Source organism: Mesorhizobium sp. M5C.F.Ca.IN.020.29.1.1, assembly GCF_003997375.1.
Taxonomy (GTDB): domain Bacteria; phylum Pseudomonadota; class Alphaproteobacteria; order Rhizobiales; family Rhizobiaceae; genus Mesorhizobium; species Mesorhizobium wenxiniae.
Genome location: NZ_RZSW01000159.1, coordinates 1 through 11,565, shown reverse-complemented (window position 1 = coordinate 11,565; position 11,565 = coordinate 1). Strand labels below are relative to the sequence as shown.

9 protein-coding genes and 1 pseudogene are annotated in these 11,565 nt (G+C 62.6%); 1 reads left to right on the top strand and 9 read right to left on the bottom strand.

Translation table 11 applies throughout. The features are described from left to right. Positions 1-32: 32 nt before the first annotated feature. Entirely contained in the window at positions 33-950 is a 918-nt protein-coding gene (locus EOA85_RS14930) for a hypothetical protein (protein WP_127209980.1), read from the bottom strand. A gap of 254 nt (positions 951-1,204) precedes the next feature. After that, the gene (gyrB, locus tag EOA85_RS14925; RefSeq protein WP_127209978.1) at positions 1,205-3,676 is read right to left on the bottom strand and encodes a DNA topoisomerase (ATP-hydrolyzing) subunit B; all 2,472 of its coding nucleotides are present in this window, start codon (positions 3,674-3,676) and stop codon (positions 1,205-1,207) included. Between the two features lie 322 nt (positions 3,677-3,998). On the opposite strand from gyrB, the pseudogene EOA85_RS14920 reads away from it, so the two are divergent. Then, positions 3,999-5,370: pseudogene (locus EOA85_RS14920) on the top strand (cytochrome P450). 14 nt (positions 5,371-5,384) lie between these two features. On the opposite strand, the gene EOA85_RS14915 reads toward EOA85_RS14920, so the two are convergent. The 7 genes from EOA85_RS14915 to EOA85_RS14885 form a co-directional block, all read right to left on the bottom strand. Continuing rightward, a complete protein-coding gene (locus tag EOA85_RS14915; protein ID WP_127209976.1) occupies positions 5,385-6,359 on the bottom strand; it encodes a complex I NDUFA9 subunit family protein in 975 nt (324 codons plus the stop codon). A gap of 118 nt (positions 6,360-6,477) precedes the next feature. After that, positions 6,478-6,930 (bottom strand): DoxX family protein, encoded by a 453-nt coding sequence (locus EOA85_RS14910; protein WP_029347625.1) that lies wholly within the window; start codon positions 6,928-6,930, stop codon positions 6,478-6,480. A gap of 336 nt (positions 6,931-7,266) precedes the next feature. Beyond that, the gene (locus EOA85_RS14905; RefSeq protein ID WP_127209974.1) at positions 7,267-8,268 is read right to left on the bottom strand and encodes an Ldh family oxidoreductase; all 1,002 of its coding nucleotides are present in this window, start codon (positions 8,266-8,268) and stop codon (positions 7,267-7,269) included. A 33-nt stretch (positions 8,269-8,301) separates the two neighbouring features. Then, positions 8,302-9,114 (bottom strand): ABC transporter permease, encoded by an 813-nt coding sequence (locus EOA85_RS14900; RefSeq protein ID WP_127209972.1) that lies wholly within the window; start codon positions 9,112-9,114, stop codon positions 8,302-8,304. Beyond that, positions 9,114-9,827, bottom strand: a complete 714-nt coding sequence (locus tag EOA85_RS14895) for an ABC transporter permease (RefSeq protein WP_065006060.1) — start codon at positions 9,825-9,827, stop codon at positions 9,114-9,116. The genes EOA85_RS14900 and EOA85_RS14895 overlap by 1 nt, the downstream gene beginning before the upstream one ends. A 143-nt stretch (positions 9,828-9,970) precedes the next feature. Beyond that, positions 9,971-10,765: a transporter substrate-binding domain-containing protein gene (locus EOA85_RS14890; RefSeq protein ID WP_127209968.1), complete on the bottom strand. Its 795-nt coding sequence runs from the start codon at positions 10,763-10,765 to the stop codon at positions 9,971-9,973. A gap of 54 nt (positions 10,766-10,819) precedes the next feature. After that, a partial coding sequence (locus EOA85_RS14885) for an ABC transporter ATP-binding protein (protein WP_164759669.1) occupies positions 10,820-11,565 on the bottom strand: 746 nt, incomplete at its 5' end.

Sequence of the window (11,565 nt, the reverse complement as noted above, 5' to 3'; positions counted from 1 at the left end):
GTCCCTGCATAGAAGAAATCGTCAAGCACCGATCAGCGGTTGGTCAGGAAGACCGCCTCCTCGTCGTCGCGCTGCCTGCCGCCAAGGGCTGCCGCGGCGCTTGCGATGAAAGCGCCGACAACCAGCGACAGTGCGCCAAGCAGCGCGAAGGTGGCACCGGCTTTCCTGGCGGTATCGGCAGCCTGCTGAGCCTGAACCTTCGCCTCTTCGACCCTGGCAAGCACGGCATCGACACGAGCCCTGGCATCCGGTTCCGACAGCCCGGCTCGGGCAGCCACCAGCTGCGACAGATAGGTCTTGTCGTCGGCAGACACTTCTCCTGCTGCTGCGCTCGCGATCAAAATGCGCGAAGCCTGCGCCGTCGCCGCCGCATCGCTCTCCGGGCTGGCGGCAGCAAGCCTGGCCGCATCGGCCGGGCGGAACAATGCATCGACGAAGTACGACGTTGCGTTGTCGGTCGCGGCGCCTCCGGCGTTTGCAGTGGCACCTGCCGAAGCGCCCATTGCCGCGCCCGACGCGACTGTTGAAGCGGCCTGGACGCCGGTTCCGACAGCTGCGGAAAGCGCCGAGCCGAGCACGCCGGCGACGAGCAACGTTGCAAGCGCCCAGGCGAGGAAGCCGTGGGCGGTATCGCGGAAAAAGACTTCATCGGTGTGGACGCCGACCCATTTGGTGCGCAGGCGCCCGGCAAGATAACCGCCGGCAGCCGACGACAGCCACTGCACGATGATCAGCCACGCGGCGGTGGAGGCCGCGAAAGTTGTGACCGATGTGCTTAAGCCGGACCACGGCGAAACCATGGTCAGCCCGAGCCCGGAGCCGAGCAACATCAGGATCAGTGTTAGCCCCGAGGCAGCAAAGGCGCCGGCCACGATCGGCCCCCAGCTGACAGCGGTGGAAGAGGATTCCGTCGGTGCGGAAACGTCGACAGCCGTTAGGGTTGACTGCATGTCAGCCCCCTACCGTGCGAAAAGCATGATGAGAATAATGATCGGAATCGGGACTCCGAGAAGCCAGAGCAAAATGCCACGTCCCATGAGTGCCTCCTGCGGCGATTGTGATCAATCACAATGCCTTGGAAGCCTTTCCGTTCCGACCGGGCCCTCCTCAGTGAACCTTTGTTGCGGTGCAGCAGACATCATTGGCAGGCCTAGGTCTACCAACGATGTCTCGAGCGCTCGAAATTGAGCGTCCGGCCTGGGCTTTAAATATCCAGATTGGCGACGGACAGCGCGTTTTCCTGGATGAACTCACGCCTGGGCTCGACCTCGTCGCCCATCAGCCGCGAAAACAGCGAGTCGGCGTCCGTCGCGTCATTGACCTTGACCTGCAAAAGCGAGCGCACATTCGGGTCGAGTGTGGTCTCCCAGAGCTGCTCGGCGTTCATTTCGCCGAGGCCCTTGTAGCGCTGCATGGTCAGGCCTTTGCGGCCGGTGGCAAACACGGCGTTGAGCAGCGCCAGCGGTCCCGAGATGGTTTCCGACACATCCTTGCGGCGCAGCACCGGCGGCTCGCCATAGACTTCTGCGAGGCGAGGCGCATAGCGGTCGAGCTGGCGGGCGTCGGCCGAATTGATCAGCGCGAGATCGAGATGCGCGAACTCCTTGACGCTGCGCACCGTGCGCTCGAACACATAGCCGCCGACCCCTTCGTTTGAGGTCGACATGCGGCCCGTCCAGCCGCGTTCGGTGTCCTCGGCGATGATGTCGAGACGCCGGGCGACGCGATCGGCCATGGCGTTGGCCCGGCCGAGATCGGCGAAAACGTCCGGGTTGAGCGCGCCGGCAATCGCGGCCTGCTCGACCACGCCTCTGTTGTAGCGAGTGTGCAGCCCGTTAATGAGCTGGCGCACCGCCAGCGCATCGTCGATGGCGCTGCGCAGGTCCTGTCCGGCCCGCACCTCGCCGGTGCTGAGCGCAAGCGACGCCTCCTCCAGCCCCGAGCCGATCAGAAATTCCTCGAAGGCGCTTTCGTCCTTGAGGTATTGCGAGCTCTTGCCACGCGTCACCTTGTAGAGCGGCGGCTGGGCGATATAGAGATGGCCGCGCTCGATCAGCTCGGGCATCTGCCGAAAGAAGAAGGTCAGCAGCAAGGTGCGGATGTGGGCGCCGTCGACGTCGGCGTCGGTCATCAGGATGATCTTGTGATAGCGCAATTTGTCGGCGTTGAACTCGTCCTTGCCGATCGAAGTGCCGAGCGCCGTGATCAGCGTACCGATCATGTCGGAGCCTAGCATGCGGTCGAAGCGAGCCCGCTCGACATTGAGAATCTTGCCGCGCAGGGGAAGAATGGCCTGGTTCTGACGCGAACGGCCGCCCTTGGCCGAGCCGCCGGCGCTTTCGCCCTCGACGATGAAGATTTCGGACTTCGCCGGGTCGCGTTCCTGGCAGTCGGCCAGCTTGCCGGGCAGCGAGGTGACGCCGAGCGAGCTCTTGCGGGTGATGTCGCGCGCCTTGCGCGCGGCTTCGCGCGCCGCTGCCGCCTGGATGACCTTCTCGATGACCACCTTGCCCTCGGTCGGGTGCTCTTCGAGCCAGGTGCCGAGAGCTTCGTTGACGAGCCCTTCCACCACCGGACGGACTTCGGACGAGACCAGCTTGTCCTTGGTCTGCGAGGAGAATTTCGGGTCGGGAACCTTGACCGACAGCACGGCCGTCAGCCCTTCGCGGCAATCGTCGCCGATCAGCGCCACCTTCTCCTTCTTGGTGAGGCCCGAGGAATCGCCGTAGCCGGTTATCTGGCGCGTCAGCGCGCCGCGAAAGCCGGCAAGATGCGTGCCGCCGTCGCGTTGCGGAATGTTGTTGGTGAAGGCCAGCACGTTCTCGTGGTAGCTGTCGTTCCACCACATGGCGACCTCGACGGTGATGCCGTCACGCTCGGCTTTGATCGCAATCGGCTTGTCGATCAGCGGTTTCTTGACGCGGTCGAGATATTTGACGAACTCCTCCAGCCCGCCATCATAGTGCAGCTCATGGCGCACGACGTCGGCATGGCGGGCATCGGTCAGAACGATGCGAACGCCAGAATTCAGGAAGGCGAGTTCGCGCAGCCGGTGCTCCAGCGTGCCGAAGTCGAACTCGACCATGGTGAACGTCTCGGCTGACGGGAAAAAGGTGATCTCGCTGCCGCTGCGCCCCTCATAAGTGCCGGCAACCTTGCGCTGTTCGTAGGTGCCGGTGACCCTCAGCGGCGCGTCGGCATTGCCGTGCGTGAAGCTCATCTCGTAGATCTGGCCGTTGCGGCGGATCTTCAGCTTCAGCCAGCCCGACAGCGCGTTGACTACCGAGACGCCGACGCCGTGCAGACCGCCGGACACCTTATAGGAGTTCTGGTCGAACTTGCCGCCGGCATGCAGCTGCGTCATGATCACTTCGGCCGCCGATATGCCTTCGCCGGTGTGGATATCGGTCGGAATGCCGCGGCCATTGTCGATCACCGTCACCGAACCATCGGGGTTGAGCGTTACCGTGACAAGGTCGGCATGGCCGGCCAGCGCTTCATCGATGGCGTTGTCGACGACCTCGTACACCATGTGATGCAGGCCCGACCCGTCGTCGGTATCGCCGATATACATGCCAGGCCGCTTGCGGACGGCATCCAACCCCTTCAAAACCTTGATGGAATCGGCGCCGTACTCGGCCTCAGCGCCGTTGGCGTTGTCGATCTGATCGCTCATGAAAACCTGTCTGATTGATGCCGCACATCCAGCGCAGAAATCGGCTCCGAATCGCGCGTCTTTGATGTCCTAGATATAAGTGCAAAAGGCGGTTTTTCCAAGGTTTGCAAGCATTTCCGAATGGAAGAAGAACACGCTCGGCCGGCCATGGCATCGGACCCAAAAAGTGGATCGGTTTTGGAACAGAGCGGCGGCAACAAGAGCAGGCCGCCCTGTTCCGGCAATCAGGTACTTTCCAGTCCCCGCTTACATTCCGGAGAGGCCGGCGGCATGGACGCTTGCCTTGCCAGCCACTACATTGAGGTGACCAGCGGAGCACGCCATGGACAGTCAGCCCGCCCCATTCGTCCCGCCGGCACCGAAGCCGCGTACCTCGCCGCCTTCGACGCTGGAGATGATCCGCATCGTCTATCGCAATCCGCTCGAACTGTGGGGCGAGCCGACCTACAACGAACCCTGGATTTCGGTGACCGGCATCGGCGGGCCACTGGTCATCGCCAATGACCCCCGGCCTCATTCGCCACGTGCTGGTCGACAATGCGAAAAACTACAAGATGGCGACGGTGCGTCAGATGATCCTGCGGCCGATCCTGCGCGACGGCCTGCTGACCGCTGAGGGCGAGGTATGGAGGCGCTCGCGCAAGGCGATGGCGCCGGTGTTCACGCCGCGGCACATCTTCGGTTTTGCCGAGCCGATGCTGAGGCGCACACGGGAGTTCGTCACGCGCTACGAGGGCGGCGGCACGTCGGACATCGCCCATGACATGACGCTGCTTACCTTTGACATCCTGGCCGAGACGCTGTTTTCCGGTGAGATATCAGGTGAGCCGGGCAGCTTCGCCAAGGAGATCGACCGGCTGTTCGAGACCATGGGCCGCGTTGATCCGCTCGATCTATTGCGGGCGCCCGATTGGCTGCCGCGCCTGACCCGCATCCGCGGCCGCAAGACCATGGCCTATTTCCGCAAGATCGTCACTGACACCGTCAAGATGCGCGAAGAGCGGGTCAAGCGCGATCCGGACAAGGTGCCGCAGGATTTTCTCACGCTTTTGCTCAAGGCGGAGGGACCGGACGGGCTGACGCGCGCCGAGGTCGAGGACAACATCATCACCTTCATCGGTGCCGGCCATGAGACCACGGCGCGTGCACTTGGGTGGACGCTCTATTGCTTGGCCGAAGCGCCTTGGGAGCGCGAAAAGATCGAGCGCGAGATCGACGCGGTGCTGGCGCGCGAGTCCGATCCGACAAAGTGGCTCGACGCCATGCCGTTCACCCGCGCCGCCTTCGACGAGGCGCTCAGGCTCTATCCGCCGGCGCCGTCGATCAACCGCGAGCCGATCGAACCCGAAACCTGGAACGGCCTCTATATACCGAGGCGCGCCGCGGTGCTGGTCATGCCGTGGGTTGTTCATCGCCATCGCAAGCTGTGGGAGCGGCCCGACGCGTTCATGCCCGAACGCTTCCATCCGGGAAATCGCGAGAAGATCGACCGCTTCCAGTATTTACCGTTCGGCGCCGGTCCTCGCGTCTGCATCGGCGCCAGCTTTGCCATGCAGGAGGCGATCATCGCTCTGGCGATCATGCTGTCGCGTTTCCGCTTCGACACCACCGCCGAGACTAAGCCGTGGCCGGTGCAGAAACTGACGACGCAACCGCAGGGCGGCCTGCCGATGCAGGTCACGCGGCGCCTTTAGTGAGCGCCTATTGGCTAGGCCGCCGTCTTGCGCTGGAACTGGCCCGCGGCCCGGTAACGCCAGAGATAGCTTGGCAGGATGCTGCCGATCGACTGTGGCTGGATATCGAGACCGGCGAGCGTCCTGTTTTCCCTGGTGGCCGCTTCCGACACGACGTTGTGCTCGCGCAATTGCAGGACCTGATCCTTGGTCAGCAGCGGATTGGGCAAAAGCCCGAGAATCGATGCCTGCATGTTCGCCACCCACCAAGGCACCGACACCAGAAGTCGCTTGCGGTCGATCATGGCAAGCATTTCCTCCATGCATTGCTTGAAGGTGAGCACCTGCGGCCCGCCAAGCTCATAGATCCGGCCGCCCTGGACTTTGCAGTCTACCGAGCGCGCCACCGCTTCGGCGACATCGCCGACATAGACCGGCTGGAATTTGGTCTGCCCACCGCCGATCAGCGGCAGGACCGGCGAATAGCGCGCCATATTGGCGAACCGGTTGAAGAAACTGTCCTCCGGCCCGAAATTGATCGACGGCCGCAAGATGACGGCATCGCTGATCGTTTCCAGGACCGCTTTTTCGCCGAGCGCCTTGGTGCGCGCGTAGTCCGATTGCACGTTCAGATCGGCGCCCAGAGCCGAGATATGGGTGAGGCCAGCGCCGACGGCGCGCGCCGCTTCGGCGACGGCGCGTGCGCCGAATTCGTGGACGGAGGTGAATTTCTGCCGGCCGCTCTCATGCAGGATGGCCACCAGATTGACGACATGATCGGCGTCTTGCACGGCGCGGTCGACCGACCAGCGCACGCGAACATTGGCCTGCACCGGCTGGATCTGGCCGACATTGCCGAGCGGCTGCAGATGGCCGGCGAGATCGGGCCGGCGGCAGGCGACCCTTATGCGGTAGCCGCGCCTGGCCAGCGCCCGCACGACGTGACGGCCGACAAAGCCGGAACCGCCCAACACGACGACGAGCTTTGGGGTCTGCAGGATTTCGGTCATTGCTGGCTCCGGCGCAGTTTCCAGATTTACTGGTGCTTGACTGAAGCCGTTTCTTAGTCCGTTTCGCGCCAAAGGCAAAGGGCGACGATAAGTCGCCGGAGACCTTGTTTCGACCGCGTCAGAACGCCCTGCCGATGCGTGCGTCGACCGATTGGCGGTTGCCGCCGCGAATGACGAAGAAGAACAGGATCGCCGCCCACAGCAGCGATTTTTCGGCGCCCGAAAAGCCCTCGCCCATAGTGACCCAATGGAACCAGACGGTGACCAGAAGCACGAACATTCCGGCGAAGGCGGCCGGTCGGGTCAAGAGACCTATGGCGATGAAAATGCCTCCGAAGAACTCGGTGCATGCCAAGAGCAGGGACCAAAATGCGCCCGGATAGAAGCCGAGGCCCTCGACCATCTCGGCGGCGCCAAACGGATCGGTGATCTTCTGCGAACCATGAATGGTGAGGAAGATGCCGGCAACGGCACGCAGGATGGTTTCAGAGGTGGTGTGCAGCGCCGCATAAAGGCTGCCAAGGGCTGGGACGAAAAGGCTTCTTCTGGAATTGTCGGTGCTTGCGGACATTGGGGCTCCTCTTTTGCTGCTTCGCGCAAACACCCGACCACCTCAGTCAAAGTCAAATGAACAAAAGTTGACCAGAAAAGGCGTGTTAACTGACCAGATGCGAGAGAATGCAGAAAACCCCGCCGAAGCGGGGTTTCGGGGTGACTCCCAAGGTCGGAGTCAGGGTCCAACGAGGCGGCCTGACCTGAGACGGTATCAGGACGGCGTGAGACGCCCGCCCCAGCCCGGGACATTCGACCGGATGTCACCGCCCGGGCAAACCCACCCCGGACAGGCATTGGTCGCGGCACCGCGCAAAAAGGTTCAGCGGCGGCGAAAAAATCGCAGACAAACTTTTTAGGAAGAATACCGGGCGGCGAATTCGGAGATGCGCTGCACCACGGCTTTCGGAGCCGTTATGCCCCGTGCTGCAGCCTTCTCCGCCGCTTCGGCCCGGGCACGGCCGGGCACATGCACGCCGTAGCGGCGGCGCAACCGTTCGAGCTGGTCCTTCATGCGTTTCTCGAAATCCGGATCGAGCAGCTTAGGCTCGACGGCCAGCACGAAGAGGCCGGTTCCGGGACTGTCCGGTCCGCCGCTGAACCATGGCGCATCGAGCGACCAGTTGGCGCCCGACAGGCCAGCCGCCAGCACTTCGACCATCAGCGCGATGTTGGCGCCGCGCTGGCCGCCGAAGGCCAGCATCGCGCCTTTCATGGCGGCGGCGGGATCGGTGGTCGGGTTGCCGCTCACGTCCAGTGCCCAGCCTTCTGGAATTTTTCTGCCGTCCTCGGCCGCCTTGCGGATGTTGACGAAGGCAGTGGCGCTCGACGACTGGTCGATGACCAGCGGCGTTTCGTCGGCGGCGGGCGCGGCGAAGGACATCGGGTTGGTGCAATAGACCGGCTTGACCGAGCCCGAGCCGGCAAGCACGGCCGGTCCGTTGGTCGCGGCAAAGGACACCAGCCCCTGGGCGGCCAGCCGCCCGGTGAAATAGCCGAGTGCGCCGCATGTATAGGCGTTCTTCTGCGAAAAGATGGCGACGCCGAACAGGCGCGCCGCCTTGGCGAGATCGTCGATCGTGCGGTCGAAGCCGGTATGCGCCAGACCGCCTCTCGCGTCAGAGAGATAGACCGCCAAGGCCGGCCTAGTGATGACCGGCTCGGCCTTGCCGTCGATGCGGCCGGCCTCCAGCGCTTCGAGATAGTCGATGAAATGCGACAACCCGACCGTCGACAGCCCTTCCGCCTCGGCCGCTATGATGGAGGCTGCAAGCGACTGCGCCGCTTCTTCATTGGCGCCGGCGCCGAGCGCCGCCATCCGGCACAGCCCTGTCGCCTGGTCGAGACTAAGTTGCATTTCGTAAGTCCTGAATTCGTGAAACTGTCTCGATCAGCCGAGCCGGTTCGGAATCCGCGCCTCGAGCCGGCGGAAGCCGAAGACCAGGATACCGGTGATGGCCATATAGACCAACGCCAGAAGCAGCAAGGGTTCGTAGGTGACGAACAGATCCTGGCGCACCCTCGAGGCTACGGCATAGATGTCGACCATGGTTATGGTCGCCACCAGCGGTGTTGCCTTCAGCTGGAGAACGGTTTCGCCGGCCAGCGTCGGCAGCGCCCGGTGGATCGCCTGCGGAAGCCATACTCGCCTGAACATTTTCCAACGGCTCATGCCGAAAGCTCGGGCCGCCTCGAGTTGACCTTTCGGTACGCCTGCGAAGGCGCCACGCATTACTTCGCCTTCGTAGCCAGCATAGGAAATCGTCAGCGAAAGAACTGCATAGGGCCATGCCTGCCTGAGAATGGGCCAGAGGAACGACTCGCGTATCCACGGAAATTGTGGAAACAGCGAACCGAGTCCGAAGTAGAGCAGCCAGAGCTGGAGCAGCAGCGGCGTACCACGAATAACCGTGCAGAACACCTTGGCCGGAACGCTCAGAATCGGCGGGCCGATCACCTGCGCGAGGCCGAGGGGGATAGCGAGCGCGATGCCCAGAGCCGACGTCACCACCAGCAGCCATATGGTCCGCCATATGCCCTGCAAAGCCAGCGGCAGATAGGCGGGCAGCCAATCCCAGCGCATGAGGAAAATCGACGCCAATATGATAACCAGCGCGATCAGGATCAGCGCTATCCGATGTGGCCGCATCCAGAGCGAAGCTCGGGCGGCGGCGTTAATGACCGGGGTTTCGGCAGCCGCCATCAGTGAGTTCCCGCGATCGAAGGCATGCCGCGTCGCGCCCAGCGCTCAACACGCCCGATGACGACGTTGGAGACGAGGGTCAGAACGAGATAGAGCGCGCCCGCCGCCATGAAGAAGGTGAAATAAGCCTTCGTCGCGCCGGCTGCCGTCCGTGTGGTTTGCGTCAGTTCATTGACGCCGACGATCGCGAGAAGCGCGGTGTCCTTGGTGGCGATCAGCCACAGATTTGCCAGCCCTGGGATGGCGAAGGGGAGCATCGCAGGTAGCGTTATACGCCTGAGAAGCAGGCCGGGGGGCATTCCATACGCCCGCGCGGCTTCGATCTGGCCCTGCGGAATGCCGAGAATCGCGCCGCGCAAGACTTCGGTAGAGTAGGCGCCCTGCACGACCCCGAGCACGCCTATTCCGGCGACAACACCGTTGATATCGATTGCGGCATGGCCGAGCGCGGTGAGCAACTGGTTGATGAGGTCGGTACCAGCGAAATAAAGCAGCAGGATCAGCACCAGTTCGGGCACGGCGCGGACCACGGTGGTGTAGACTTCCAGCAGGTCACGGACCACCGGCCCGCCATAGAGCTTGCCATAAGCGCCGCCGACGCCGATCACGAGACCGACTCCAAAGGAGCCGAAAGCAATTCCGACGGAGTTTGCCAACCCATGCAGAAGGCTGAGACCCCTGCCGTTCGGCGGCTGGAAGGAAAGCAATTCCAGCGAACTGGCTCCGAAGATGGTGGCGAGAACGTCGCTCAGCTGATGTCCCCTGGACTTCCGGGTTGAGGCGCCAACGATGTATCAAGCCGGACGTGCCATCGCGACGATGGCGGCTAGGCATGCCCGGCTTGATGCCGCTGCCGTCAGTTGGACTGCGACTCTTCGCCGTAGATGTCGAAGTCGAAGTACTTCTTGGTGATTTCGGCATACTTGCCATTGGCGCGGATGGCCTTGATTGCGGCATTGAGCTTGTCCTTGAGCCCGGTATCGCCTTGACGTACGCCGGCGCCGACGCCAGGCCCGAGCACTTCAAGGTCCGGTGCGACATAACCTTTGAGGTCGCAGCACGCTTTGCCTTGATCCGACTTCAAAAATGCGTCGAGCGCGATCGAATCGGCCTGAGTGGCATCGATCCGGCCGGCGGCGAGATCCTGATTTGCCTCGTCCTGCGTCTGGTATTCTTTGATCTCGGCAGCATCGGTGAAGTGCTTCTTGGCGTAAGCAGCGTGCACCGTGGACGCCTGAACGCCGATAATCTTGGCTTTCAGCCCCTCTGGCGTCGCATCGAATTTCTGATCCTTGGCGCCGATCACCGCAGTCGGCGTATTGTAGTATTTCTCCGAAAAATCGATTTCCTTCTTGCGTTCGTCGGTAATGGACATCGAATTCATAATCGCGTCGATCTTCTTGGTTTTAAGCGCCGGGATAAGGCCGTCCCACGGGATTGGCGTCAATACGCAATCCAGCTTGGCTTCGCTACAGATGGCGTTGACGATGTCTACTTCCCAGCCAGCCCAGTTGCCGGAAGCATCCTGCGAGTAAAACGGCGGATAGGCTTCAGGCGAAAAACCCACCTTGATCTGTTCGGCGCTTGCCGAAAATGCGCCCGACAACGCGATCAGCGTGGCCGCGAGCGCCGTTTTGAGAAAAGGTTTCATTTTTTCATTTCTCCCGTTTTTTGGTTTTGACGTTCCCGTCTGCTTTCTCGCAAGTCATCCAACATTGCGCAGAAACTGCTTCAGCCTTTCGGATTTGGGCGCACCGAAGATCTGCTCCGGCGGCCCTTCTTCCTCGACCAACCCGTTGTAGAGGTAGACGACATGCGTCGCGACTTCGCGGGCGAACTTCATCTCGTGGGTCACCAGCACCATGGTGCGGCCCTCGCGCGCCAGATCGCCGATCACCTTCAACACCTCGCCGATCAGTTCCGGGTCGAGCGCCGAGGTCGGCTCGTCGAATAGCATGACGCGCGGATTGATGGCCAGCGCCCGGGCGATGGCCGCGCGCTGCTGCTGGCCGCCCGACAGATAGGCCGGATAGACATCGCGCTTTTCGGCCAGCCCGACGCGGGCGAGCAGCTTTTCGGCCTCGGCGATGGCCACTTCGCGCTTGACGCCGAGAACATGCACCGGAACCTCGATTACGTTCTCGATCAGCGTCATGTGGCTCCACAAATTGAAATTCTGAAAGACCATGCCGAGCTTGGAGCGGATGCGCTCGATCTGCTTGCGGTCGGCGGGAACGGTGTGGCCGTGACTGTCGGCCTTCATCCGGATCTCCTCGCCATTGACGCGGATGATTCCGCTGGTCGGATTCTCCAGGCAATTGATGCAGCGCAGCAGGGTCGACTTGCCCGAGCCGCTGCCACCGATGATGGCGATGACCTCGCCGTCGCACGCCGACAGCGAAACACCCTTCAGCACATGCAGTTCGCCGAATCTTTTATGCAGGTTCTCGA

Bases quoted from the DNA above. Each gene is read 5' to 3' on its own strand.
- EOA85_RS14900 (WP_127209972.1), bottom strand. From the start codon at position 9,114: ATGGCGGCTGCCGAAACCCCGGTCATTAACGCCGCCGCCCGAGCTTCG.
- EOA85_RS14905 (WP_127209974.1), bottom strand. From the start codon at position 8,268: ATGCAACTTAGTCTCGACCAGGCGACAGGGCTGTGCCGGATGGCGGCG.
- EOA85_RS14930 (WP_127209980.1), bottom strand. From the start codon at position 950: ATGCAGTCAACCCTAACGGCTGTCGACGTTTCCGCACCGACGGAATCC.
- gyrB (WP_127209978.1), bottom strand. From the start codon at position 3,676: ATGAGCGATCAGATCGACAACGCCAACGGCGCTGAGGCCGAGTACGGC.
- EOA85_RS14915 (WP_127209976.1), bottom strand. From the start codon at position 6,359: ATGACCGAAATCCTGCAGACCCCAAAGCTCGTCGTCGTGTTGGGCGGT.
- EOA85_RS14910 (WP_029347625.1), bottom strand. From the start codon at position 6,930: ATGTCCGCAAGCACCGACAATTCCAGAAGAAGCCTTTTCGTCCCAGCC.
- EOA85_RS14890 (WP_127209968.1), bottom strand. From the start codon at position 10,765: ATGAAACCTTTTCTCAAAACGGCGCTCGCGGCCACGCTGATCGCGTTG.